The organism is Streptomyces sp. CB02923, assembly GCF_001905005.1.
GTDB lineage: Bacteria > Actinomycetota > Actinomycetes > Streptomycetales > Streptomycetaceae > Streptomyces.
In genome coordinates this window covers 674,355-697,923 of the sequence record NZ_LWKZ01000024.1, presented here as the reverse complement: position 1 = coordinate 697,923, position 23,569 = coordinate 674,355, and the positions used below count along the sequence as shown (strand labels likewise).

At 70.3% G+C, this 23,569-nt stretch carries 22 protein-coding genes and 1 pseudogene; 16 read left to right on the top strand and 7 right to left on the bottom strand.

Going from position 1 to position 23,569, the window contains the following annotated elements; genetic code table 11:
• Window positions 1-203: 203 nt before the first annotated feature.
• The 7 genes from A6A06_RS26245 (at window position 204) to menC (ending at window position 7,054) form a co-directional block, all read left to right on the top strand.
• Complete coding sequence (locus A6A06_RS26245; RefSeq protein ID WP_073763896.1) at window positions 204-1,325, top strand: ROK family glucokinase; 1,122 nt, start codon at window positions 204-206, stop codon at window positions 1,323-1,325.
• Window positions 1,322-2,026, top strand: coding sequence for a hypothetical protein (locus tag A6A06_RS26240; protein WP_242440943.1), 705 nt, complete (start codon window positions 1,322-1,324; stop codon window positions 2,024-2,026). The genes A6A06_RS26245 and A6A06_RS26240 overlap by 4 nt, the downstream gene beginning before the upstream one ends.
• 45 nt (window positions 2,027-2,071) lie before the next feature.
• Entirely contained in the window at window positions 2,072-2,428 is a 357-nt protein-coding gene (locus A6A06_RS26235; RefSeq protein WP_073763894.1) for a nuclear transport factor 2 family protein, read from the top strand.
• A 341-nt stretch (window positions 2,429-2,769) separates the two neighbouring features.
• Window positions 2,770-3,792, top strand: a complete 1,023-nt coding sequence (locus A6A06_RS26230) for a dipeptidase (RefSeq protein ID WP_073763893.1) — start codon at window positions 2,770-2,772, stop codon at window positions 3,790-3,792.
• Window positions 3,793-4,058: 266 nt separating this feature from the next.
• Window positions 4,059-5,141 (top strand): M20 family metallopeptidase, encoded by a 1,083-nt coding sequence (locus A6A06_RS26225; protein ID WP_073764636.1) that lies wholly within the window; start codon window positions 4,059-4,061, stop codon window positions 5,139-5,141.
• Window positions 5,138-5,911: a GNAT family N-acetyltransferase gene (locus tag A6A06_RS26220; protein WP_073763892.1), complete on the top strand. Its 774-nt coding sequence runs from the start codon at window positions 5,138-5,140 to the stop codon at window positions 5,909-5,911. Before A6A06_RS26225 ends, A6A06_RS26220 begins: the two co-directional genes overlap by 4 nt.
• Window positions 5,912-5,944: 33 nt before the next feature.
• Window positions 5,945-7,054 carry an o-succinylbenzoate synthase gene (gene menC / locus A6A06_RS26215; protein WP_073763890.1) on the top strand — a complete coding sequence of 370 codons (1,110 nt, stop codon included), beginning with the start codon at window positions 5,945-5,947 and terminating at the stop codon, window positions 7,052-7,054.
• A 114-nt stretch (window positions 7,055-7,168) separates the two neighbouring features.
• Here menC and A6A06_RS26210 read toward each other — a convergent pair whose 3' ends face one another.
• A complete protein-coding gene (locus A6A06_RS26210; RefSeq protein WP_073763888.1) occupies window positions 7,169-8,452 on the bottom strand; it encodes a hypothetical protein in 1,284 nt (427 codons plus the stop codon).
• Between the two features lie 384 nt (window positions 8,453-8,836).
• Between A6A06_RS26210 and A6A06_RS26205 the strand changes: the two genes are divergently transcribed.
• Window positions 8,837-9,592: a LuxR C-terminal-related transcriptional regulator gene (locus tag A6A06_RS26205; protein ID WP_073763886.1), complete on the top strand. Its 756-nt coding sequence runs from the start codon at window positions 8,837-8,839 to the stop codon at window positions 9,590-9,592.
• A 112-nt stretch (window positions 9,593-9,704) separates the two neighbouring features.
• On the opposite strand, the gene A6A06_RS42085 is transcribed toward A6A06_RS26205, so the two are convergent.
• Entirely contained in the window at window positions 9,705-9,869 is a 165-nt protein-coding gene (locus A6A06_RS42085) for a hypothetical protein (protein WP_199931159.1), read from the bottom strand.
• Between the two features lies 1 nt (window position 9,870).
• On the opposite strand from A6A06_RS42085, the pseudogene A6A06_RS26200 reads away from it, so the two are divergent.
• Window positions 9,871-10,644 (top strand): annotated as a pseudogene (locus tag A6A06_RS26200) (hypothetical protein); the annotation flags it as partial.
• Window positions 10,645-10,798: 154 nt separating this feature from the next.
• Window positions 10,799-12,433, top strand: a complete 1,635-nt coding sequence (locus A6A06_RS26195) for a PucR family transcriptional regulator (protein WP_073763882.1) — start codon at window positions 10,799-10,801, stop codon at window positions 12,431-12,433.
• Window positions 12,434-12,551: 118 nt separating this feature from the next.
• Here A6A06_RS26195 and A6A06_RS26190 read toward each other — a convergent pair whose 3' ends face one another.
• The gene (locus tag A6A06_RS26190; RefSeq protein ID WP_242440942.1) at window positions 12,552-13,664 is read right to left on the bottom strand and encodes a serine hydrolase domain-containing protein; all 1,113 of its coding nucleotides are present in this window, start codon (window positions 13,662-13,664) and stop codon (window positions 12,552-12,554) included.
• A 634-nt stretch (window positions 13,665-14,298) separates the two neighbouring features.
• Here A6A06_RS26190 and A6A06_RS26185 point away from each other — a divergent pair.
• Window positions 14,299-14,991, top strand: coding sequence for a response regulator transcription factor (locus A6A06_RS26185; RefSeq protein WP_242440941.1), 693 nt, complete (start codon window positions 14,299-14,301; stop codon window positions 14,989-14,991).
• Between the two features lie 99 nt (window positions 14,992-15,090).
• On the opposite strand, the gene A6A06_RS42080 is transcribed toward A6A06_RS26185, so the two are convergent.
• Window positions 15,091-15,543 (bottom strand): hypothetical protein, encoded by a 453-nt coding sequence (locus A6A06_RS42080; RefSeq protein WP_073763880.1) that lies wholly within the window; start codon window positions 15,541-15,543, stop codon window positions 15,091-15,093.
• Window positions 15,544-15,676: 133 nt separating this feature from the next.
• On the opposite strand from A6A06_RS42080, the gene A6A06_RS42075 reads away from it, so the two are divergent.
• The gene (locus A6A06_RS42075; protein ID WP_242440940.1) at window positions 15,677-16,441 is read left to right on the top strand and encodes an aldehyde dehydrogenase family protein; all 765 of its coding nucleotides are present in this window, start codon (window positions 15,677-15,679) and stop codon (window positions 16,439-16,441) included.
• An 86-nt stretch (window positions 16,442-16,527) separates the two neighbouring features.
• Here A6A06_RS42075 and A6A06_RS26170 read toward each other — a convergent pair whose 3' ends face one another.
• Entirely contained in the window at window positions 16,528-17,841 is a 1,314-nt protein-coding gene (locus tag A6A06_RS26170; protein WP_073763878.1) for an MFS transporter, read from the bottom strand.
• Between the two features lie 65 nt (window positions 17,842-17,906).
• On the opposite strand from A6A06_RS26170, the gene A6A06_RS26165 reads away from it, so the two are divergent.
• A complete protein-coding gene (locus tag A6A06_RS26165; protein WP_073763876.1) occupies window positions 17,907-18,368 on the top strand; it encodes a MarR family winged helix-turn-helix transcriptional regulator in 462 nt (153 codons plus the stop codon).
• Window positions 18,369-18,439: 71 nt separating this feature from the next.
• On the opposite strand, the gene A6A06_RS26160 is transcribed toward A6A06_RS26165, so the two are convergent.
• Window positions 18,440-19,543 carry a Gfo/Idh/MocA family protein gene (locus A6A06_RS26160; RefSeq protein ID WP_274535889.1) on the bottom strand — a complete coding sequence of 368 codons (1,104 nt, stop codon included), beginning with the start codon at window positions 19,541-19,543 and terminating at the stop codon, window positions 18,440-18,442.
• A 301-nt stretch (window positions 19,544-19,844) separates the two neighbouring features.
• On the opposite strand from A6A06_RS26160, the gene A6A06_RS26155 reads away from it, so the two are divergent.
• Window positions 19,845-20,885 (top strand): helix-turn-helix transcriptional regulator, encoded by a 1,041-nt coding sequence (locus A6A06_RS26155; RefSeq protein ID WP_073763872.1) that lies wholly within the window; start codon window positions 19,845-19,847, stop codon window positions 20,883-20,885.
• 394 nt (window positions 20,886-21,279) lie between these two features.
• Here A6A06_RS26155 and A6A06_RS26150 read toward each other — a convergent pair whose 3' ends face one another.
• Window positions 21,280-21,615 carry an ArsR/SmtB family transcription factor gene (locus A6A06_RS26150; RefSeq protein WP_073763870.1) on the bottom strand — a complete coding sequence of 112 codons (336 nt, stop codon included), beginning with the start codon at window positions 21,613-21,615 and terminating at the stop codon, window positions 21,280-21,282.
• A 170-nt stretch (window positions 21,616-21,785) separates the two neighbouring features.
• Between A6A06_RS26150 and A6A06_RS26145 the strand changes: the two genes are divergently transcribed.
• Window positions 21,786-22,928 (top strand): FAD-dependent monooxygenase, encoded by a 1,143-nt coding sequence (locus tag A6A06_RS26145; RefSeq protein ID WP_073763868.1) that lies wholly within the window; start codon window positions 21,786-21,788, stop codon window positions 22,926-22,928.
• A 72-nt stretch (window positions 22,929-23,000) separates the two neighbouring features.
• Window positions 23,001-23,375 (top strand): hypothetical protein, encoded by a 375-nt coding sequence (locus A6A06_RS26140; protein WP_199931157.1) that lies wholly within the window; start codon window positions 23,001-23,003, stop codon window positions 23,373-23,375.
• Window positions 23,376-23,569 lie beyond the last annotated feature (194 nt).

Genomic DNA, 23,569 nt, shown 5'->3' with positions numbered 1-23,569 from the left:
CGTCACCGCCGCCGGCACGGCACCGCGCGTACCGGGGCCCGGCCCCGGAAGCGCCCGGACCCGTACGACACCGAACGAGCACCACACCGGACCATGCACGCCCGAGGCCCCGGCCTCCCGACACCCGCAGGGACGAGACGACTCTTGCGAGCACGCAGCCGCCGCGACCGCAACGGCAGCCGGAACGGCGAAGAGGTGGGTCGATGAGCACGTACCGCGACCGGGTGCACCGAGGATCCGCCAGAGCGACCGTGCTGCGCACGGTGGGCACCCGCGAGCGGCGCTCCCACCTGAGCGCGCCCCGCGTGCCGACCGTCGGCATCGACATCGGCGGGACGAAGGTGATGGCCGGCGTCGTCGACGCGGACGGCACGATCCTGGAGAAGGTCCGCACCGAGACGCCCGACAAGTCCAAGAGCCCCAAGGTCGTCGAGGACGTCATCACCGAACTGGTGCTGGACCTCTCCGACCGGCACGACGTGCACGCGGTGGGCATCGGCGCGGCCGGCTGGGTCGACGCCGAACGCAGCACCGTCCTCTTCGCGCCCCACCTGAACTGGCGCAACGAGCCGCTGCGCGACCGCCTCGCGGGCCGCCTGGCGGTCCCCGTCATGGTCGACAACGACGCCAACACGGCAGCCTGGGCCGAGTGGCGCTTCGGCGCGGGCCGCGGCGAGGACCACCTCGTCATGATTACGCTCGGTACGGGCATCGGCGGCGCGATCCTGGAGGACGGCGCGGTCAAGCGTGGCAAGTACGGTGTGGCCGGCGAGTTCGGCCATATGCAGGTGGTCCCGGCCGGACACCGCTGCCCGTGCGGCAACCGCGGCTGCTGGGAGCAGTACAGCTCCGGCAACGCCCTGGTGCGCGAGGCCCGCGAGCTGGCCGCGGCGGACTCCCCGGTCGCGTACAACATCATCGACCGGGTCGGCGGCCGCATCCCCGACATCACCGGCCCGCTCATCACCGAGCTGGCCCGCGAGGGCGACGCCATGTGCGTCGAGCTGCTCCAGGACATCGGCCAGTGGCTGGGCGTCGGCATCGCCAATCTGGCGGCCGCGCTGGACCCCTCCTGCTTCGTGATCGGCGGCGGCGTCAGCGCCGCCGACGACCTGCTCATCGGCCCCGCCCGGGACGCGTTCCGGCGCACCCTGACCGGCCGCGGCTACCGCCCGGAGGCCCGTATCGCCAAGGCCCAGCTGGGCCCCGAAGCGGGCATGGTCGGCGCCGCGGACCTGGCGCGCCTGGTGGCCCGCCGCTTCCGGCGCGCCAACCGCCGACGTGTGGAACGCTACGAGCGGTACGAACGATCGGGCCGCCGATGACGGAGCCGACCCACCCACCGGCGACCGGGGACCACGACCCGGCCCGGCACGAACCGGGGCAGAGCGCGCGCGAGGCGCCGGAGCGGCCCGAGCCGCAGGCCGGACCCGGGGCCCGGGACGGCGCGTCCGCCTCAGGCGCTTCTGCCCCCGGCGCGTCCGCCCCCGGCGCGTCCGCCAAGCCCCGGGCCGGCCGGCGCCGCCGCTGGCTGACCGCGCTGGTCATCTTCCTGCTGATCGCCATCCCGGCCGGGTACATCGTCATCTCCGCCGAGCAGAGCCGGGACAGCGGCCAGAGCAAGGAGGAGGAGGCCGCCGCCACCGGCCTCTACAACGACTACCCCTCCAAGGTGCAGCAGCGCATCTACAACGTCCCGGTCCCGGCCGGGGCCACGCCGGTCTACTACTACGAGTCCAACTCCTGGCACCGCAGCTCCCTGTACGTCCAGTTCCGCACCAACAACTGGGGGCTGGACCACTACCTGAAGTGGGCCGGCACCAGCCGCGCCGCCCTCAAGGACGGCGAGATCACCATCACCGGGTCGCAGGCGGCGAAGGTCGGCTGGGACCTGAGCGGCGGCCAGTGGGCCGGGACGTCCCTCAAGGCCGAGGACCCGCACCCGAGCCAGAACATCACGGTGAACTTCGACGAACCGGGACACCCCGTGGTGTACGTCGTCTCGACGGTCGCCTTCAAGCGCTGAGGGCGCCGGACCGGCGTTTCCTCTGCATCGATAGAGTTCCTCGCCATGGACAAGAAGGCCGTTACCGCGCTGGTCGACACGTACATAGCGATGTGGAACGAACCGGACGAGCAGGTCCGACGGGGCATGGTCGACGAGGTGTTCACCCCGAACGCCACGTACACCGATCCGACGGTCGTCGCCGACGGCACCGAGGCCATCGACAACTACCTCGCCGCTACGCAGAAGAACTTCACCGGAATGCTTTTCACCCACGGCACGGTGCTGACCCACCACGACGCCGCCCACTTCACGTGGCAGGTCGGCCCCACCGGCGGCGCACCCGTGGTGAGCGGCTCCGACGTCGCATGGCTGGAGGACGGCCGGATCAGCAAGCTGTACGGCTTCTTCAACGGTTTCTGACCCCCTCGCCACCAGACGACGACAGCGGCCCCGGAGTTCACCGAACTCCGGGGCCGCTGGTTGTGGTGCTCCGGCCGGGCGCAACTCAGGCTGAAGACCGGGCGCAACTTTATAAGTCCCCCCGCGCCCCGGGATTGTCCGTACGTCCAACGAGCGACCTGCTGGTTCGTTCCCTCGGACCAAGAGTCCGGGGGGCACCCTGCGTACGCTGCGGCTGAGTTCGCCGAGCCACCCGGAGGCGTGTGTGAAGCCGTCGCCCTTACGCGCCACGGACGGTCCGTCGCATCCGGCACGCGGGCCGCCGGGCCGCCTCTGCTCCCTGCCACGCGAAAGGCTCCGCCGTGTCTTTGGACCTGCACCACCGCGCCGTCGTCGCCGACGCCCACAACGACCTCCTCATGGCCGTGGCGGCCCGTCCCCCGAAACGCTGGGGCACTTTCTTCCGGGACCGGTGGCTGCCGCAGCTGCGCGACGGCGGCATCGACATCCAGGTGCTGCCGGTGTTCATCGACGAGCAGTACCGCCCCGAGGGGGCGCTCCGGCAGACCCTCCGCATGATCGAGTGCGCCCATGTCCTCGCCGAGGCCAACGCCGAACAGGTCGCCCTGTGCGTCAACGGTGCCGACATCGACGCGGCCCTCGCCAAGAACAAGATCGCCCTGGTGCTCGCCCTGGAGAGCGCACCGGGCATCGACGCCTCCGTCGAGCTGATCCCCACCCTGTTCCGGCTCGGCGTACGCATGGCCTCGATCGCCCACTGGGGACGCACGCCGCTCGCGGACGGCAGCCGGGAGGACGCCACCGGCAGCCGGCTGACCGCCCCCGGCGTCCGGGCGCTGCGCGAAATGGAACGCCTGGGCATCCTCTTCGACATCTCCCACCTGGGGGCGAGCGGCGTCTCCCACGTCCTGGAGCTCGCCACCCGCCCGCTGATCGCCACCCATTCCTGCGCCCGCGCCCTGCGGGACCACCACCGCAACCTCACCGACGACCAGATCCGCGGTGTGGCCGCCACCGGCGGCGTGGTGTGCGTGAATTTCGTGCCGGACTTCCTCACCGACGACGAGGCGGAGGTGAGCGTCGACCGGGTCGTCGACCACATCGAACACGTCATCTCCGTGGCCGGGGCCGACCACGTCGGCCTCGGTTCGGACTTCCTCCGCGAGGTGGCGGCGGACATCACCCCGCCCTGCTGCGAGAACACCGACGAAGAGGACCCGCTGTTCGACTTCCCCGGCCTGGAAGGCCCTGCCGACATGCCCCTCGTCACCGAGGCGATGATCCGCCGGGGCCTGCCCGGGGAGGACGTCCTGAAGGTACTCGGCGGGAACCTGCGACAGCTCATGAGCAAGCACATGGGCTGATGCCCGCCCGGCCCGGCGGTTCCCTGCATGTCCCGACGGCCCCCGCAGGTCTTCGACTCTTCGACTCTTCGACGCCATGGACCTGCGTCGGGCCCGGACGAAGTCAGCCGCCCATGCCGGCACTTCGCCGGGAAGCCCCTGAAAACAGCGCATCAACAGTCACACCGGCCCTGCCGGACCACTCGACAACCCCGGAGGACTCACCCGTGCCGTACGACCCCGCACGCCTGTCGGCGCAAGCGGACCGCACACCGGCCCTGCACGCCATGCTCGCAGACCTCGAAGAACTGGCGACCTGCGAATCCTTCTCGGCCGACCACGCAGCCGTGGCCCGCAGCGGCCAGGTGGTCGCCGAGCAGGGGCGCCGTCTGCTCGGCGCCTCGCCGCGGACGCTGACGATCGGGGGCGTCACCCACGTGCAGTGGACGTTCGGAACGCCGCGCATCCTGCTGCTGGGCCACCACGACACCGTCTGGCCGATCGGCTCCCTCAGGGACCACCCCTGGTCGGTGGAACAGGGCGTCATCCGCGGCCCCGGGGTCTTCGACATGAAAGCGGGCCTGGTCCAGATGTTCCACGCCCTCGCCTCGCTGTCCTCCCTCGACGGCCTCTGCGTGCTCGTCACCGGGGACGAGGAGACCGGCTCGGACACCTCCCGCCCGCTGATCGAGGACCTCGCACGCCAGTGCTCGGCCACGCTCGTCCTGGAACCCTCGGCACCCGGCGGAGCGCTGAAGACCGGCCGCAAGGGCGTGTCCCTCTACGACATCACCGTACGAGGTCGCGCCGCCCACTCCGGGCTGGAACCGGAGAAGGGCATCAACGCGGCAACCGAACTCGCCCACCAACTCCTGGCCCTGAAGGGCGTCACCGACACCGTCACCGCTTCCACCGGCCCCGGGACGAGCATCACCCCCACCCTGATGCAGGCCGGCACGTCGAACAACACCGTCCCCGCGAAAGCCGAGTTGAGCGTGGACGTCCGCGTGCCGAACGCCGCGGCGCAGGAAGCGGTGGACCAGCTGATCAGGGCCCTGGAGCCGCGGGTGCCCGGCGCCCGCGTACGGATCGACGGCGGCCCCAACCGGCCGCCCCTGGGCCCCGACGCCTCACAGGAACTGTTCACCCTGGCCGCCGCACAGGCCGAACGGCTCGGCCTCGGCCCGCTGCGACAGGCGGCCGTCGGCGGAGCCTCCGACGGCAACTACACCGCCGGGGTCGGCTGCCCCACGCTGGACGGCCTCGGCGCGGTGGGCGACGGCGCGCACGCCGACCACGAACACGTCGTCACCGCCACCATGCCGGCCCGCGCCCGGCTCCTGACCCACCTGATCGGAGCGCTGCGATGAAGGGAACCGGAACCACCATCCAGGAGCTCCGCACCATGGAGGACTTCGACGCCGTCAGCCTCCTCTACGCGGACATCTGGGGGACCGAACCCCGCAACTCTCCCCTCTCCGCCGAGCTCATGCGGGCCCTCTCGCACGCCGGGAACTATGTGGCCGGAGCATACGAGGGCGACCGGCTGGTCGGGGCGTCCGTCGCCTTCTTCGGCCAACCCGTGGGCACCACCCTGCACTCCCACATCACCGGCGCCGTCATGGGACGCGGCGTGGGCCTCGCCCTCAAGCTGCACCAGCGGCAGTGGGCGATGGACCGCCGACTCCGGCGCATTACCTGGACCTACGACCCGCTCATCCGCCGCAACGCCTACTTCAACCTGGTCAAACTCGGCGCCCGGCCGGAGGAGTACCTGACCTCCTTCTACGGCCCGATGGACGACGTCATCAACGGCGGCGACGAGTCCGACCGGGTCGTGGCCGCCTGGGACCTCACCGCGCCCGCCCCGCCCGAGACGCGGGAGCTGCCTCCCGACGCCGCGCATGGCCTCCGCAATGCCGGAGGCCATCCGGAAACCGTCACGACCGACGCCGCAACCGTACTCGTCGACCTGCCCGATGACATCGAAACCCTGCGCCGCACGGACCCCGGCGCCGCCCAGGCATGGCGGCTGGCCGCCCGGCAGACCCTCGGCGGCCTGCTCGCCGAGGGCGCCCGCGTCGTCGGCTTCCACGAACGCCGCCGCTACGTGGTCCAACGCCCCGGCCCGCGAGCCTGACCACCTGAACCACCCGCAAAGGAGCCACCAGCAGTGAAGACGAAGATTTCCGGCATCGAGCTGCGCCGGATAGCGATGCCGCTCGTCGCCCCCTTCCGTACCTCCTTCGGCGTGGAGACCAGCCGCGATGTGCTGCTGGTCCGCGTCGTCACCTCCGACGGCGAGGGCTGGGCCGAGTGCGCGGCCATGTCCGAGCCCCGCTACTGCTCCGAGTACGTCGACGGGGCGCAGGACGTGCTGCGCAAGTTCCTCATCCCCGCCCTGCCGAAGGACGGCCTGGACCTGCACACGGTGGGGCGCGTCCTACAGCCCTTCACCGGCCACCACATGGCGAAGTCCGCGCTGGAGACAGCGGTGCTGGACGCCCAGCTCCGCAGCGCCGGCGAGTCCTTCGGCTCGTACCTGGGCGCCTCCCGGGACCGGGTTCCCTGCGGCGTCTCGGTCGGCATCATGGACTCGGTGCCCGAACTCCTCGACGCCGTGGCGGGCTACCTCGCCGAGGGCTACGTACGGATCAAGCTGAAGATCGAGCCCGGCTGGGACGTCGAGCCGGTACGCGCCGTACGCGAGCGCTTCGGTGACGACCTGCTCCTGCAGGTCGACGCCAACGCCGCCTACACCCTGGCGGACGCCCGGCAGCTCGCCAAACTCGACGACTTCGACCTCCTGCTGATCGAACAGCCGCTGCCCAACGACGACATGGCCCAGCACGTCGAACTGGCGAAGCTGCTGCGCACCCCGGTCTGCCTGGACGAATCCATCGAGTCCGCCGCCGACGCCGCGGCGGCCATCTCCCTCGGCGCCTGCTCCGTCATCAACATCAAGCCGGCCCGTGTCGGCGGCTATCTCGAAGCCCGCCGCATCCACGACCTCGCCCGCGCCCACGGCATCCCCGTGTGGTGCGGCGGCATGCTGGAGACCGGCATCGGCCGCGCCGCCAACGTCGCCCTGGCCGCCCTGCCCGGCTTCACCCTCCCCGGCGACACCTCCGGCTCCCGCCGCTACTTCGCCACCGACATCACGGAGCCGTTCGTCCTCGCCGACGGCCACCTCCAGGTTCCCACCGGCCCCGGCCTCGGCGTCGAACCGCTGCCCGACGTTCTCAACGAGGTCACCACCTCCAGCGAATGGATCGCGCTGTAGGCGACGGCGACGTACAGCGGGTGGCAACGGTGTACCGCGGGCGGCGACGGCGTACTGCGGGATCCGGGACACGCCTCCCGGGACCCCGCAGCTCCGTATGCGCGCGGTCGGCGCCTACTCCGTCAAGGACTTCGCGAAAAGCCCGTAGAGCTTCTGGTACGCCGCGTCCTGCGTCGGAATGAGCACCAGTACCCGAATGGTCAGGTTGCCCTTGGCCGGGACGATGTGGACGCCCTCGGGAGGCGAACCGAGAAGGACGTTCCCGTCGGAGCCGTCATCGATGATCAGCCCCCAGAAGCTGGTCTCGAATTCCGGGGCCAGGACCGAGCCGTCAGGCAGCTGCCCGAAGCCGACGTTCCAATGCTTCACATCGGTTTCCCCGGCATACATGGTGATGTCGTAGGAGTGGATGTACTTGTGGCTCTGCCAGTCCTGCCAGGAAGAGTTGAATTTCCATTCCACCTTGAGGTTCTTGTTGGCCGCCGTGAAGTTCACGGTGTCCGGTTCCGATTCCTGGCTCCCCTGGACGGCCTTCGCGGTCACACTGTGTTTACCGATCGACCAGCCGCCATCGGGGGCAAAACTCCACAGGTTGCTGGACACCTTGGCGGTACCGAGCTGGGTGCCGCCCTCGGTGAGCGTCACCGTGTCGGCGTTGAACGCGACCCCGTCGACGGCGACACCGCTGTCCACCTCCACGCCCTCCTTGGGCGCCCTGATGTCCACGACGGGCGTCGGCAGCGTGATGTAGAAACGCAGCGGCGCCTTGCCGGACAGCACGTCGTCGCGTACGGCGATGGCGGAGAGGTCGTGCTGGCCGAGCGGCCAGTCGGCGTCCGGAGCGTACTCCCACCTGCTGTCCTTGACCGGGCAGGTACCCAGCAGCCTGGACCCTTCGTAGAGCAGCACCTGCTGGACGTCGGGGGCCGCGTTGCCCTGGATCGCCTGCCGGCGGTCCTGGATCTGCGCGCTGGGCGCGGGGGCGGTGAACACCGGCAGCGGCACCGGCTTGTTGAAGGCGAGTGCGGACTGGGCCTGGTCGTTCCAGGTCTGGGTGGGACTCCCGGAGAGCGGGGTCCGCGTCAGGTCGGTGATCGAAGAGTTGGCGGGTACGGGCAGTTGGGAGCCGCCCTGGTTGGTCCTCGTGAAGAGAATGTTGTCCCGGTCGGTGTTGTTGACGACACTGCTCACACCGTCGTCGCTCTGATCGAAACCGTAGTCGCTGAAGTTGTTCGCCGTGCCACTGGCCGGGATGACGAGGATTTTGGTGCGCGGCCCGCCCCCGTTGTAATTGATGTCGGCGAACAAGGAGAAAGCGTTCTGCGGTGCGGCTTCCTTCCCCCGGCCGGTGATGACGTACGGTTCGTCGGCAGACTTGCCATTCCCGTTGAAGGTCATCGGCGTCCCCATCCGGTTGCTGGTTCGGTCAACGCAAGGCTGCCCGCGGCCTGCGGAACCGTCAATTACGGAAGACTTGTTCGACCATGTTCAGGCCATACGGGGCACTGGCTCGATTCCGGGTGCCGAACGGCCGGAAAGCACGGGGCACACAGATGCGGGAGACACATGGCGATGAGCTGCGCGAAGACGCGGCCACCCCGTTGATTGGCTGATCCCCACAGGAATCCGCGCTTCTGTTGTCCATTTCCCCAACATGTGACTGCGCGTCGGATCCGAGACTCGACCCATGACAGCAGTCACCCCCCGCCCCCTCCACGACGCCCCGGGGCTCCGGGCCGTCGCCGCCTTCGGCCCACCGGCCGCGGTGGAGTGTGCCTCGACATGAACGGGTCTTCCTCACGAGGCACCGACGTCGCCGTCCTGGCGTCCACGCCCCTCACCGTTTTCGGCATCAGCGCGCTGCTGAGCGCGCGGTCGCACCTGACCGTTGTCGCCTGCGCCCCCACCGCGGAGGAACTCTTCGCGCAGATCGCCCGCAGCGCTCCGCACGCGGTGATCGTCGAGACCTCCTCGGTCCCGGACGCGGCCCGCTTACGCTCCCTGATCGACGAACTGCGGCACCGCGCGGGCAACATCGTCGTCGTGGCCCTCGCGGAACACCCCCGTCAGGTGATCACGGTGCTACGGGCCGGCGCGCGCGGCTTCGTGCTCAAGGACTCCCCGTCCGACGAGATCGTCCGAAGCGTCGGCCAGGCGGTGGGCGGCTCGGTACCGGTCTCGCCACGGGCACTCCCTTACCTGGTCTCCGAGATCGTTTCCCCCACCCCTGCCCCCAGGCTCTCCCTCCGCGAGAGCGAAGTGCTCCACCTGGTCGCCCAGGGGCTCTCGAACCGGAGGATCGCCGAGAAACTCCACCTGTCCGAGGCCACGGTCAAAACCCATATGCGCCGCATCTTCCACAAGCTGGAGGTCGGCGACCGCGCTTCGGCCGTGGCCCGCGCGATGTCCCGGGACCTCCTCGGTTCGCTGGAGGAACGTCCTGCAACCAGGAGCGGGGCTTCCGAGGCGGCCGAGGCACCCGAGGCGCCCCAAGGCCCGGGAAACCGGCCAGGTTTTGAACCGGAGGGGGCGCTGTGACCAGGCAGGCCGACGGGCCGACGGGCATGCAGGCAGACAGATAGGCAAGCGGCCGGCCGCTGTACGGGACGCGCAGCCATGCGCCCCGTACAGCCGAACCGGCAGCGTCAGCTCAAGAAAGCCCCCAGAACTGCCGCAGCGCGCTGTCCGTAAGGACCTCCTGCGGTCTGCCTTCCCCGACGTTCCGGCCGTCCCGGAGCAGGATGCAGTGGTCGACGATCTCGCGGTCCTTGGCGGTGAGCCGCCGCCAGGCACCGCGGTGGGACCAGCGGCCCATGCCGGTCGGCCTCGGCAAGGGCAAGCCCGGGACGGAGACCTATACCTCGCCCTCTTCGCACCACGGAGTCGCGGTGGAGCTGACGAACGGCGAGCTGGTCACCACGCTGGGATCGGAGAAGGTCCGCAAGGGCATCGTCGTGCTCGGCAGGAACCGTGCGGAGATCACGCGGAACGAGGAGTGCCCAGCGGTGCACGGTGAAGCGACCGCCCAGGGCGAGGCGGTGGTCATCGGCTGCGAGGACGGTGTGCTGATCTACCGGAACGGGAAGATCACCAAGGTCGACAGCCCCACCGCGTACGGAAGGATCGGCCACCAGAAGGGGGCTGCGGACTCGCCCGTCGTCCTCGGCGACTACAAGCAGAACCCGGAAGCCGAACTGGAACGGCCCCGGAAGGTGTCTTTGATCAACACCGGGACCGGGCAGCTGAAGCTCGTGGACCTGGGCACCAGCTACAGTTCCAAGTCGCTCGCGCGGGGCCCGCGGAGCGAGGCCCTGGTGCTGGGCACCGACGGGCGGATCCACGTCATCGATCCGGAGACCGGCAAGGTGACCAGGACCATCCCCGTGATCGGCAGATGGAGCGAGCCGATGGACTGGCAGAAGTCCCGGCCGGAGATCTTCGTACGCGGCAGGACGGCCTTCGTCACCGACCCCGGGAACAAGCGGATCCATGCCGTGGATCTCGCGTCCGGGAAGACGAAGGCGACGGGCACGTTCGAGCAGCAGCCCAACGAGATCACGGGGGTGGCCGCGGGCGGCGGGCAGCCGTAGGTGGTGGAACGGGCAGCCGCAGGTTGTGGAAATGGACAACAGGAACGTACGTTCCTGTTGGGATCAGCCAGTCAACCAGGTGCTTTCAGGAAGCAACCTGGGCTGTCCGGGCAGCAGCCCGTTCGGATCCGGGCCGATGCGGTGAGGAGCATCCATGGACGCCTGTACCCTCGGCGACCTGATCGACATCGTCGGCAGCCCGCCTCTGCGGCTCCACACCGCCCCCGCCGGATTCGCCACCCCGGTCACCGAAGCCCTGCTGTACGACGCGCACGCCCCGCTGCCCCACGCGCCCGGCGCCCTGCTGCTCGCGGTCGGCGTGCGGGCCGCCGCGGCCGGGCCGCTGGTACGGGCCGCCGCGGAGGCCGGAATGGCCGGGGTCGTGGTGCGGGGCACGGTCGGGCCGCCGGTCAGCGAGGCCGAGGTGTACGGCATGGCGCTGCTGGCCATCGACGAGGACGCGGCCTGGCACCACGTACACCTGATGCTGGCCTCGGCGATCGGGGCCCGGTCCGCCCACGGCGCCGGGGTGGGGGACCTGTTCGCGCTGGCCGACGCGATTGCGGCGGCGACCGGTGGGGCGACGGCCGTGGAGGACCCGCGCCAGCGGATCCTGGCCTACTCCACCGTGCCCGGCCAGCCGGTCGACGAGGACCGCCGCCAAGGCATCCTCGGCCTCCAGGTACCGGGCAGCGTGGACAATTCGGAACAGGTCCGGCTGGTGTTCGCCTCGGACGGGCCGGTGCGGCTGCCCCCGCTCACCGCGGGCGATCTGCCGCGGCTGGCCACCGCGGTGCGGGCCAGCGGCGAGACCCTCGGCTCGGTCTGGGTGATCGACGGCGGCACGCTCGCGCCGGACGCCGAGGAGAGCCTGGCCCAGGGCGCGTCCACCGCGGCACTGCTCCTGCTGCGCGCCCGCGCGGCCCAGGAACTGGCCCGCCACCAGAACACCGACCTCCTGCGCCGCCTTCTGGACGGTTCGGCGGACACCTCGACGGCAGCACACCGCCTCGGGTGGGACTCGGTCCGCGTGGCCGCGTTCGTACTGGACTTCGCGGCGAGCGTGGCCGACGCCGAGCGGACCTCGCTCAGGCTGCTGGACGTCGTACGCCTGCAGTGCGAGGCGCGCTACGGGCGGCACGCGTGCGTCCTCCTGGACGGGGTGGTGTACGCGTTGCTGCCCGCGCCCGGGGAGAAGGGCGGGGGGCGCGCGCCGCAGGAACGGAAGACGGTCCACCAGCGGCACCGGCAGCTGGCGGAGGACATCGTGCGCCGGGCCGGACGGTCGCTTCGGGTGCCGGTACGGGCGGCGCTCGGCGAGGTCGCGCCGGACCTCGGCGGTGTGGCGGACTCGCGTGCGGACGCGGACCTGGTCCTGCGGCTGCTGCACGACGCCCTGCCGGTGGCCACGGTCGACGAGCTGCGTCCCCGGGTGACGCTGCTACGGCTTGCCGAAGTGATGCGGGAGCAGCGGGGGTTGCGGGCCGGAGCCTGGCGGCGGGTGCTGGCGGCGGATGCCGAGCACGGCACCGACTACGCCCGCACCCTGGTGTCCTGGTTCGACGCGGGCTGCGACGTGGCCGGCGCCGCGAAGCTGCTCTCCGTCCATCCCAACACCTGCCGCTACCGCCTGAAGCAGGCCGGGCGGCAGCTGGGGATCGACCTGGAGGACGCCGATGAACGGCTCGTTCTGTGGCTGCAGTTGAGGGCGCTTGCGGGGATCAGCGGGGCTGCCGGGGGTGGGGCCGTATCCAGCTCCAGTGCCGCGGATGCTCCTCGCGTTCCTTGAGGTGCGCCGACAGGCGTGACGCGCGCCGGGATCGAGTCACCTGGGCAGCACCGGCTTGCCCGCCCAGGTGACTCTTCTCAGGGGGTTCTCAGCGGCTCTTAGCGGCTCTCGGTGACTTTCAGCGAAGATCGCGGATGAGGTCGCCGATGATGGAGTCCACCTTGTCCGAGTCGAACGATTCCGAGCCGATCAACAGGGTCACGGCCCGTTTGCCGTCATCGGTGACTGCGTTCCGGAATTTGTGGCCGCTCTCCATATGGCCGCTGTGTCCCCAGGTGACGAATCCCGGGGCCTTCTCATAGCGCTCGACCCCCAGACCGTAGTGCTCGCCGGGGAAGCTGTCGGGAACGGTCCGCTTCATTTCGGCGAGCTGCGCCGGAGCCAGCAGTTTCCCGGCGAACAGCGCGCTCCAGAAAGCGGTCGCGTCGGCACCGGTGGAAATCAGCGCGCCTGACGCGCCGGCCCCGGAGGTGTTCCATTCGGTCTTGTCCGCCAGCTGCCCCGCCCGGTCCACGTAGCCCCGCATGTCGGGCTTGGGGATCGTGGTCCGGTCGCCGGGCCAGTAGGTCTCGCGCAGTCCGAGGGGCTCGATGATCCGCTGCTCGATCTCGCAGGCGATGCTGCGACCGGTGACCTTCGTGACGATCATGCCGGCCAGGTTGTAGTTGGTGTTGGAGTAGGCGAAGCCGTCCCGGTTCCTGTCATCGGGCGGGGGCAGCTTCAGCGTCTGCCGGACCGTCTCCAGGGGCTCCATGTGCTCCCAGCGGTGGGCTTCGAGGTCGTCCCATGCGTCCAGGTAATCGGGCAGGCCGCTGGTGTGCTGAAGCAGCTGCCGGATCGTGATCTTGCGTCCGTCGTAGTGCTCGGTGCGGATGAGGCCGGGCAGATGGTCGTCCACGGTGTCGTCGAGCTTGAGCTTGCCTTCGCCGACGAGCTGAAGCACGACCGTGGCCACCCACGTCTTGGTGTTGCTGGCAATACGGCTGTGCTCGTTGCCGACGACCTTGCGGCCCGTCTTGAGGTCGGCGAGGCCGATGCCGCCGTTCCAGACGCCGCAGTGCGGGCTTTTCACCGTCACGCTGATCCCCGATGCGCCGACGTGCTCCAGTGCCTTCAGCGCTGTCCGGATGGGTTGGGTGTCACACCGTGGTGTGGCGGCCGACGCGGTGGGCGCCGTCACCAGAGAGGCTGTGAATGCCAGGGCCACGACGGCACTGGTCCCGTATCGCATGGTGTCTCCTTTTAAGGTGCTGATGCGTGCCGCGGTCAGTCGGCCCTGGGGCAGCAGCCGGCGGCCACAGCGGCGGCGGTCCCGCGGCGGACGCGGTCGCCGGGGCTGCCCGTCGTACGCCTGCTGGACCGCACGCTCGCCGGAATGCGCATGCGGACAGAGTTGTGCCTGCCCCGGCTGATTGCATGCGGCGTCCGTCCAGAGATTCCGCGCATGATTTGTGCGTCAGGCCAAAGAGACGAGGACGCCCGGCGGTGGCGTTGCCCGTCCGGGGTACGTGATCGACGCAACGGCTCCACAGCGCGGGCGGCCGGAGCCGGAGACGCGCCTCCGCCGCAGGACGCCGCATCCCGGGCGCGCCCGGTCTCTCAGCCGTGTCCACCCGAAGATGGACACCGATATCCAACCCTGTGCCCCCCTTGATCCACTTCCGAACCTTGTTGAATCTTGAGATACGGCAGCTCCTCCGCCGTAACGCCGAGTGGCGTCGGCGGGCTGCCGGATCCTCGATTCGAGAGTTCTCGGATGTGTACGGTGCGCGCAGACGGGGGTTGGAAAGGATGTCGATCCCTTGAATGTTTCTGCTCTGGCGAATTCTCCGCAGATTCCGAAAGGCCACGCCGCGGTGGTCGCGGTGGGTGAATCCGACGTTTCCGGGCGGCAGGACGAGCGGCCGCCGTCCGACGGGCCGGGTGAGTGCGCGGCCGTGCTGGATGCGGCGCTGATGGTCCGGCAGGCCACGCGGGGTTTCTACCGTCACTTCGCGACGGCCGAAGCGGCTTTCGACGTACTCGCCGTTTCCTCCTCCGATTCCTCGGTCACGGCCCCCGACGCCTGCGGACGCGACTTCCGTGAACTGGTGCATCCCAGCGTGCGGCAGCCGCTCGTCCGGCAGTTCGAGCGGCTGCTGGCCGGCCGCTGCGACTGGTTCACCGCGCAGGTGGTGGCACTGGGGTCGAACGGTGACGCGTTCACCGGCAGCCTCACGGCCACCGCGGTGAGCGGCGACGCTGCCGAACCGGGCGGGGTTCTCGTCATGATGCGGTCGGGGCAGCGCGCGGAGGGCGCCGCGGTCGTGGCGCCGCGGAAGATCATGTTCAGCGCGGTCGACGCGCGGATTCTGGAGGGAATCGCGGCGGGCCTGTCCACGATTCCCCTGGCGTCCCGGTTGTATCTCAGCCGGCAGGGGGTCGAATACCACGTCACCGGACTGCTGCGGAAACTGAAGGCCCCCAACCGTGCGGCCCTGGTCTCCCGCGCGTACGCGATGGGGGTGCTGACGGTGGGAACCTGGCCACCCCGTGTCGTGGACGGCCTCGTCGAGTAACCCGCCCCGCCCCCCCCCGGAATACGCTCCGCCATCAGTCATGGAAAGGCCCCGGCTGATCCCGTACCGGATCAGCCGGGGCCCTGTTCCGATGTGCTCTCACTCGGGGCGCAACAGGTCCGCGATGACCAGGGCGACGACCTTGCCGCGCCAGTAGTCGTTGGTGTCGATGTCACGGAGCGACACTTCCACCGCCACCTGGGAGTCGTCCCGGCCGCTGTTCACGTCGAACTTCACGACTCCGCGCCCCCAGGGGCGTTCGTTGTTGGTGCCGTTTTGCTGCACGAATTCCACATCGAAGGACTGCAGGGCCACATCGATGACGAGATTCCGGTGGCCGTCCCTGCGAATTGCCTCGTCGAACTTGACCAACCGCTCGCTCGTGAACTTCTCGCCGGTGCCCCGCACGTCAATCTCAAAGGCGACCGTCCTGAATGCGAGTGCCATGGCATTGACCTTCAGAAAGAAATCGCGGGCACTTATGGCGATGATATCCTGCCAACGAGCGGCCAATATGGAGAAGTCCGTCAGCTTTGGAAAAGAAGAGTTCACGCCATCAAACTCCGGGCGCGAAATGCCGTGTTGCGAGCCGGCCGTGCGTGACGGGGATTCACTCGTGAGGCGGTGTAATGCGGGAGGGGGCTCTCGGGTACGTATACCGCGCCACCAGGGCGATCATCGCGATATGGATCGTGGCGGTGGAGCAGGCCGGTCGCGTCGATCACTATGCTCCGCCTTCGAACTGGGCGGCAAGGCTCCGCTGATCGTCTTCGACGACGCCGATCTGGACGTCGTGGTGCCCCAGCTGGTGATGAGCTGCATCCTGATGAACGGGCAGTTCTGCTGCACCGGTTCGCGTGTGCTCGCTCAGCGCGGCATCGCCGACGAGCTGCGTACCCGGCTGGCCGCCGGGCTGGAGGCGGTCGAGGTGGGACCCGCGGAGGATCCCTCCAGCCGGCTGGGGCCGCTGATCGACAAGGCGGGCGTCGTCAGGGGCGACCGCATGGTCGAGGAGGCCGCGTCGTCCTACGCCGAGGTCATCGTCAGGGGCGGCCCCGTGACCGACCCCGAGCTGTCCGGCGGCGCGTTCTACCGCCCCGCGCTGCTTGAGGTGGAGCGGCTCGACGTCCCCCTGGTGCAGCAGGAGGTGTTCGGCCCGGTCCAGACCTTCGAGGTCTTCGAGGACGAGGCCGACGCGGTCCGGCGGGCGAACGCCACGGAGTTCGGCCTCGCCGCTTCGGTGTTCACCCGCGACGACTTCCGGGCCCGCCGGGTCGGACGCGACCTGCGTTTCGGCGGGATCCGGGTCAACTGCTGGGGCGCGATGTCCGTGCACTTCGAGCAGGGCGGCGTGAAGCAGAGCGGATACGGTCTGCTGTGCGGCCCGTCGGCCATCACCGAGTTCCAGAACCTCAAGCTGTACGCGGCTGTCGCACCGCAACCGTCCTGAGCCCGAGTGACCCGGGCCCAGGACGGCCCCTGCCCGCCTCCCGGCTCCCGCCTCCCGGCTACGCCGTCCTTCCTCCGCGGCCCCGACTACCGCTTCCTGGCCGCGAGGAAGGGCGCGGCGGCCAGCACCAGCGCGATGGCGGCCGCCCCGATCAGCAGGGCGCTCCGGAAGCCGGGGAGGGTGGGCACGGGTATGCCGTCGTGTGTCCGGGTCAGCTGCGCGAGGACGGTGCCCACCACCGCGCTGGAGAGGCTGGTGCCCACGAAGCGCAGCATCGTGTTGAGCCCGTTGGCGGCCCCGGTCTCCGCGGCGTCCACGGCGTTCATGATCATGCCGGGCATCGCGGAGTAGGCCATGCCGATCCCGGCACCCACCACCGTAACCATGATCATGATCTGCCAGAGGTGGCCGAGCAGTACGGTGCCCGCCACGCAGCCCAGGCCTGTCAGGGCCAGGCCGCCCAGCAGGGTGGCGCGCGGCCCACGGCGGGCCGTGAGGCGTGCCGCGAGCGGCGAGACGGCCATCATGGCCAGGCCGAGCGGCGCCATGACCAGTCCCGCGAGGACGAGGGACGCGCCGAGGCCGTATCCGGTGCCGGTGGGCAGCTGCATGAGCTGCGGCAGCGCCAGGGACAGCGCGTAGTAGGCCACGCCGACGCCGACCGCGGCGATGTTGGCCAGCATCACCGGCCGGCGCACACAGGCGCGCAGGTCGACGAGGGGGTCCGCGCGGTGCAGTTCCAGGGCGACGAACCCGGCCAGCAGGATGCCCGCGCCCAGCAGCAGGCCGAGCGTCGCGGCGCCGGTCCAGCCCCAGGCACTGCCGTTGACGACGGCCAGGAGCAGGCACACCAGGGCCATGGACAGGGCGAGCGCACCGGGGACGTCGAAACGGCCGTCGGTGTCGGCGGGGGTGCGCGGCACCACCGCCATGACCAGGAGGGCGGAGAGGGCGCCGAGGAGGGCGGTGGCCATGAACAGGGCGTGCCAGTCGGCGTGTTGGGCGAGGAAGGCGGCTCCCGGCAGGCAGAGAGCGCCGCCGACGCCGACCGAGGAACTCATCATGCCCGTCGCGGACGGCAGGCGGTGTACGGGCAGCGTGTCCCGCATGATGCCGATGCCCAGCGGAACAGCGCCGATGGCCATGCCCTGCAGCGCGCGGGCGACAACCATCGGCACCAGGCTGGACGTGACCGCCGCCAGCACGGAACCGGCGGTCATCAGCACCAGGCAGGTCATCATCAAGCGACGCTTGCCGTACAGGTCTCCCAGGCGGCCGGTGATCGGAGTCGACACGGCTGCCGCGAGGAGGGTGGCCGTGGTGACCCAGGTCGCGTTGCGGGCCGAGGTGCCGAGCAGCTGCGGGAGCTGCGCCACGATCGGCAGCAGGAGCGACTGCATGATGGCGACGCATACGCCGGCGAAGGCCAGCGCGGCGATCGTGGCGGCCCCGAGAGAGACACCCCATGCCCCCTCGTCACCCGCAGCCCGACTCCGGGCGTGAGCACGCCCTGGACGAGCTGTCCCGGGCCGCCTACAGTCTCAGCGCGGCCGACGCGCGGCTGCGGGGGCGCGCCACCCGCACGCCCGGCGCGCTCTCCCTCACCCACGCGCGCGCCCTGCGGGCGCTCGCCCGGAACGGCCCTCTCTCCATCCGCGAACTGGCCGCCGCGACGGAGACCACGCCCCCCGGCGCCACCCAACTGGTCAACGGCCTCGTGGCCGCCGGATACGTCACCCGCGAACAGACTCCGGGCCGCAAGGCCGTCGCGGTCGCCCTCACCGCCAGCGGCCGGGATCGCCACGACGAGCGGCAGGCGATTCTGCAGCGCGCTCTGGACACCGCCCTCGCCGACTACGACGTGGCCGCCCTCGACTCGGCTGCGGAGGTGCTGCGGCAACTGTCGGCCATCTACGACCGCCTCTGAACCTGCCTGAGTCGGTCCGGCATCCACCCGGAACGCTCGTCGTCAAAGGTGGCCGAATAGCGGACAAGTGATCACATCGGTCGCCGGTCGACGTACTGACTGTGCTCCTCTTCTGGCGAGATCCCTCCTGCCCTTTGGCTTGAACCGCCTGCCGTGGAGTCGAACTGGCGGCGCATCGATTCCAGGATCGTGGTCACCGCCCGGGTGCGGGAGAGCCGGCATCTGCGCGGCGGCCGGCCGGTGCGGACGGCCTCGGTCATGTCGCGGTACACCTCGGTACGCAGTTCCGGGAGGTGCAGGGCCGGGCGGTCCACGGGCCCGTCGGCCCCGTCGGTGACGAGGCGGCCGTCCTCGATGATCAGGCTCTGGTCCACGTCGAGGACGGCGACCCGCTCGATACGGGTGGGGGACTCGCAGGTGAGGGAGAAGCTCAGTACGCCGCCGGCGGCGAAGCGCACCACTCCGGCCACCCGGCCCCCGGTGCTCCCCGCGGGTTCCTGCAGGCCCTCGACGTGGACGTCGGCCAGCGGGCCGAGCAACTGGCAGACGAGGTCGAGGTAGTGCGTGCCCGGACGCGTGATGATCCTGGACATGGCCTCGGCCGTACCGCACTGGGCGCAGTGCCCGGGGGGTGCGGGGGGCCGGTAGCGCGAGACCGCCACCGTGGCCGTGGCGCTGCTCCGCCAGCGCCCGTGCCACACGTCCGGCGGGAGGCCGTACCGGTAGGGCAGCATGACTCCGGCCGGGCGGCCGGTCCGTTCGGACAGGGCCACGAGCTGGTCCAGCTCGGCGGTCGAGTGGGTCGCTATGCCCTCCAGCAGCACCGCCTTGCCGGCTTCGAGGGCCTGCCGGGCAAGGCGCCGCTGGGTGCTTCCCGGGGCGGAGAAGGACACCAGCTGCACGGTGGTGTCGCTGAGCAGCTGTTCCCAGGAGAGGTACTCGGCGGTGGGGCCGGAGTGTCCGACCCCGGGGTTCTGCTGCAGGGTGCCGCGGAGCTCCGCGGCGTCCACGTGTGCGAGGGCTTCGACGTGCCGCTGGTTCAAGCCTCCGGGGCCGACCAGTGCAACACCGACTCGGTTCACAGGTACAGCCCTTCCGTAGTTGACTTCCTGGTGCGGCGCCACGGCAGGGTCGAGCCCGCCCGTGTCGCCGTGAGCGGCGATGGATCCCCGCATTGTTCTGGCTGCCGGGGGAGGCGAGCAGGGCTTTCGCCTACGGGGATCAGCCATGGCGCCAGGCCGCCAGATATACCGTGCGTCTCACCCGGAGCGGCTGGGCAGGTTAACAGTTGCCAACGGCAATTCATAGAAGCGAAATAGCGTATTACGCATTGTTGTTTGCAATTCAACATGAACGTGTCTGGATCCTGCCTTGTCTGAATGTGTGTGCCATGAAAGGTTCCATTCGGGTCATGATCGCTTGCTGAGTCCGTCCCCCACTGTCCGGGGTGGGCCGTGATTGTGGAACGGAGCGAGGATGGTGAGGGGAAACCCGACCCCCGAGGAGCTGCGGCAGCGGCTCTACGAACTCGCGTTACAGCAGGGAAGCTGGACGACGAGTGAGGCCGCCGTCCTGCTGGGCGCCGTGGAAGAGGAGATCGAGGAGGCCGCGGACAGTCTGGAGGGCGTCGGGCTGTTACGCCCCGCTCCCCGCAAGCCCAGCGGGTACGCCGTCGTGGCGCCGGAGGTCGCGCTGAGCCGGTTGTTCGCGCAGGAGGGACAGCAGCTCGCCCGGCACCAGGAGCAACTGGCGCACACCCGTGAGGCCATGGTCTCCGTCGCGCGGGACTACCTGGGCGTCCGGCCGTCCCCGGCCCGTACGCTGGCCGTCGAAGCGATTCCCACCACCGAGCACGAGGAGTCCTTCCTGGACCGCGCGGCCGACGTCGCACGGCAGGAGGTCTGGCTGATGCACGGAGGCCCCACGCCCTCGGCCGCGTCCATGGACGAGATGCTCCTGCGGTGCCTGGGCATGCTGAGTTCGGGTGTCGCCGTCCGCGCCCTCTTCCTGCACCAGCAGGCGGGCGACCGCCTGGTGTCGGGCCATGTGCAGGAACTGGCCCACGCGGGTGCCCAGGTACGTGTCGCCTCCCACCTGCCCCAGCGCATGCTGATCATCGACTGGGACCTCGCGCTCGTCCCGGTGGACCCGGAGAACAGCGCGCAGGGCTTCTGGGCCGTGCACGGCACCGAGCTGGTGCCCGCCCTGCGCGCCGCGTACGACCACTGCTGGATGGCCGCTTCCGCCGCCGGGTCGCACGCCGCGGAGGGCGCCTCGTCCCAGCGGCTGAGCGCGGTGGAGGAAGCGGTGATCCGGATGCTCGCCGAAGGCATGAAGGACGAGACCATCGCGCGCCGGGTGGGCGTCTCCTCACGGACCCTCAGCCGACTGATCTCCACCCTGCTCGACCGGCTGGGCGTACAGACCCGCTTCCAGGCGGCTCTCGAACTGAGCCGCAGGGGCTGGCTCGGCGATTCGGCAGGCGACGACGGCCTGCCACAAGAAGGAGCGGCCTGACCGGTCAGGCCGCGCCCGCCCGGCGGCTCCCCGCCGAGGTGCGCGGAAGGCTGCAGTGCGCCGGCGATGTCAGGCGCCTGGCTCTTCGCTTCACGGATCGCGTGGATCGGTGGCCCGGTAGCCGTCCCACAACGGGCCGCCGGCGCCGTCGAGCACCTCGTGAGCCACAGCAACAAGCTGTGCGGGCAGGGGACGAGCTCGCCCGGGGCCTCGGTACGTGTCAGGTCGTCGAGCAGGGCGGAAGTGCTCGGCGCCGATCACGAGCGCGGGACGGTGGCCGAAGCGACACCGGTCCCATTCGTGCCCGCGTCGTGCTCGGCTCCCTGCGAGCGGCGCGAGCTGGATTCGGTCGAGCTCGTGGCTCAGGGCCGACTCGGACTGCCCTCCGGTGTGCTCAGAGAGGAGCGGTGTCGGCCGGGGGCTCTGCTCCCAGGAGCGCGAGCAGCCCGGGGAATCTCTTCTCGATGTCCGCGCGTCGCAGTCGGATGCCCTTGCGGTTGCCGTAGTCGATCTCGTCGATGAGACCTGCCTCGCGCAGGACCCGGAAGTGGTGGGTCTGGGTCTGCTTCGAGACCGGAAGATCGAACGAGTTGCAGCCCCGCTCGCTGTCGCTGCGGTCGGCGGCCAGCTCCGTCATCACCGAACGGCGGTGCTTATCGGCGAGGGCGCGAAACACCTCACCCAGGTCGAGCGCATCGGTCTCCGGGCCGGCCAGGTTCTTCCCGGTCACACGGCACCCCCTTCAGGTACGACTTGCATCGTACCTGAAGGGCATGCTTCCCTGAGGTACGAAATTCTTCGTACCTTGGTCCGGTTGCACCGTCCCGTGCCGCCGCGCCCTCAGACCCGGCCCGGCACTCGCCGGGGACCTGGTCATCGACACTCCGAGAGGTCATCGTCATGAAGAAGCCCGAGGTGCTGATAGTCGGTGCCGGAATCGCAGGGCCCGCACTCGCGTACTGGCTCTCCCGCAATGGATACCGGCCGACGGTCGTCGAGCACGCCCGGCAACTGCGCTCCGGTGGTAGCGCGATCGTCGTGAAGGGGCCCGCGATCCCGGTCGCCGAGCGCATGGGCATCCTCCCGCAGCTCCGCGAGCTCGCCACCCGCAATCGGTCGCTGACCCTGCTCGACCCCGACGGCAGGCGAATCCTGCACCTCCCGCTCACCTCGGACAAGGCGCCGACGGTCGAGGTGACCCGAGCCGACCTGTCCGAGGTGCTCCACCGGTCGGCGCGGAGAGAGGCCGAGTTCTTGTTCGACGACACGGTCACCGCTCTCGACCAGGATGAAAGCGGGGTGGACGTCACCTTCCGGAGGTCCGCGCCACGGCGCTTCGACTTGGTCGTCGGTGCCGACGGGATGCACTCCACCGTACGGCGCCTGGTCTTCGGACCCGAGCGGCAGTTCGCGAGCGACCTGGGCCTGTACGGCGCGACCGTCCCGCTGGAACCCGATGCCATCGAGGACCCGAGCGAGATGACGATGCTGACCGTGCCGAACCGGATGCTGGTCCTCCACCCCTCGCGGACCACCCCGCTCGCGATCTTCACCTTCCGGGCCGCACAGCCGGCGCCCCACGACCGCAAGAACACCGCCCTGCACAAGCAGACCGTGGCCGACGCCTACGCCGACGTGCGGTGGCGGGCACCGGAACTCGTGGCGGCGTTCCTCGACCACCCGGCTCCGTTCTTCGACCCCCTGACCACCGTCCGGGTGCCCTCGTGGTCCCGCGGACGGGTCGTACTGCTCGGGGACGCGGCGGCGGCGACAGCCCTGCTGGGTGACGGGTCCAGCATGGCGATGGCGGGCGCGTACGCCCTCGCAGAAGAGCTCGCCGCCCATCCCGGTGACCACGCCCGCGCCTTCGCCGCCTACGAGTCGCGGCTCCGCCGCGAGGTAGGCCCGCGGCAGCGACGCGTCGGTCCGCTCTCCAGGCTGATGGTGCCCCGCACCCGGCCGGGCCTCGCGGTGCGCAACGCGGTGGGCCGCGCGGTCGGTCGCACGAACCGGACCGCCTCTCGCGAAGCCGCGAACCGGTAGACCGGGTCCGCACCGACCGCTCACCGGTCGGTGCGCAGCTCCGCGGCAGCTCCCAGCCGGGCCGGCGCCGCCATGTCCGACGAGCCCGGCTCGGCGTGGCAGGCCATCGCCGATGCGGCAGACCGGCTGCTGTCGCCCCACCCACCGTTCCCGGCGCTCGCCACGACAAGGGTGCTGCCGGTGGCTACGCCCCGCGACGCGGAGGTGAAGTCCTGGGCGGACAAGGCGTATCAAGGCGCCGACGGCATCATCCGGCTGCCCTTCCGCGGCCTGCGCCTCAACCTGCGGCAACGCCGGCACAACAGCACCCACGCCAGGATCCGCTGCCTCGACGAGCAAATGGCCGCCCTGAAGGGCTGGCGCCTCCCGCGGAAACTCCGCTGTAGCACCAACCGGGTCACAGCCACCGTGAAGACCATCCCCGACCTTCGTCACGCCCCAACCTGAGGTGGGAAAATGCTCAGCGCCTCCGGCCCGGCAGCACAGCGAGAGTCACGGCGCTTGTGACGGATCTCCGCGGCATCGCGACGCCCGACACTCCCCCAAGCTCTTCGCGCAGGGGGCCGCCACGCGCACGCACCGAACGCCGCTCCGTCCTCCACGGAGATCCATCAGAAACGCCCTAACCTGGATCTTGCATA

Excerpts from the sequence above, each read along its gene's own strand:
- A6A06_RS42085 (WP_199931159.1), bottom strand. The coding sequence starts at position 9,869 with ATGGGCCGCTGGTCCCACCGCGGTGCCTGGCGGCGGCTCACCGCCAAG.
- A6A06_RS26245 (WP_073763896.1), top strand. The coding sequence starts at position 204 with ATGAGCACGTACCGCGACCGGGTGCACCGAGGATCCGCCAGAGCGACC.
- A6A06_RS26240 (WP_242440943.1), top strand. The coding sequence starts at position 1,322 with ATGACGGAGCCGACCCACCCACCGGCGACCGGGGACCACGACCCGGCC.
- A6A06_RS26235 (WP_073763894.1), top strand. The coding sequence starts at position 2,072 with ATGGACAAGAAGGCCGTTACCGCGCTGGTCGACACGTACATAGCGATG.
- A6A06_RS26225 (WP_073764636.1), top strand. The coding sequence starts at position 4,059 with ATGCTCGCAGACCTCGAAGAACTGGCGACCTGCGAATCCTTCTCGGCC.
- A6A06_RS26160 (WP_274535889.1), bottom strand. The coding sequence starts at position 19,543 with ATGCGGGGATCCATCGCCGCTCACGGCGACACGGGCGGGCTCGACCCT.
- A6A06_RS26195 (WP_073763882.1), top strand. The coding sequence starts at position 10,799 with ATGGACGCCTGTACCCTCGGCGACCTGATCGACATCGTCGGCAGCCCG.
- A6A06_RS26165 (WP_073763876.1), top strand. The coding sequence starts at position 17,907 with ATGCCCCCTCGTCACCCGCAGCCCGACTCCGGGCGTGAGCACGCCCTG.
- A6A06_RS26210 (WP_073763888.1), bottom strand. The coding sequence starts at position 8,452 with ATGACCTTCAACGGGAATGGCAAGTCTGCCGACGAACCGTACGTCATC.
- A6A06_RS26140 (WP_199931157.1), top strand. The coding sequence starts at position 23,001 with ATGTCCGACGAGCCCGGCTCGGCGTGGCAGGCCATCGCCGATGCGGCA.
- A6A06_RS26190 (WP_242440942.1), bottom strand. The coding sequence starts at position 13,664 with ATGCGATACGGGACCAGTGCCGTCGTGGCCCTGGCATTCACAGCCTCT.
- A6A06_RS26145 (WP_073763868.1), top strand. The coding sequence starts at position 21,786 with ATGAAGAAGCCCGAGGTGCTGATAGTCGGTGCCGGAATCGCAGGGCCC.
- A6A06_RS26205 (WP_073763886.1), top strand. The coding sequence starts at position 8,837 with ATGAACGGGTCTTCCTCACGAGGCACCGACGTCGCCGTCCTGGCGTCC.
- A6A06_RS26220 (WP_073763892.1), top strand. The coding sequence starts at position 5,138 with ATGAAGGGAACCGGAACCACCATCCAGGAGCTCCGCACCATGGAGGAC.
- A6A06_RS42075 (WP_242440940.1), top strand. The coding sequence starts at position 15,677 with ATGGATCGTGGCGGTGGAGCAGGCCGGTCGCGTCGATCACTATGCTCC.
- A6A06_RS26155 (WP_073763872.1), top strand. The coding sequence starts at position 19,845 with ATGGTGAGGGGAAACCCGACCCCCGAGGAGCTGCGGCAGCGGCTCTAC.
- A6A06_RS26170 (WP_073763878.1), bottom strand. The coding sequence starts at position 17,841 with ATGCAGTCGCTCCTGCTGCCGATCGTGGCGCAGCTCCCGCAGCTGCTC.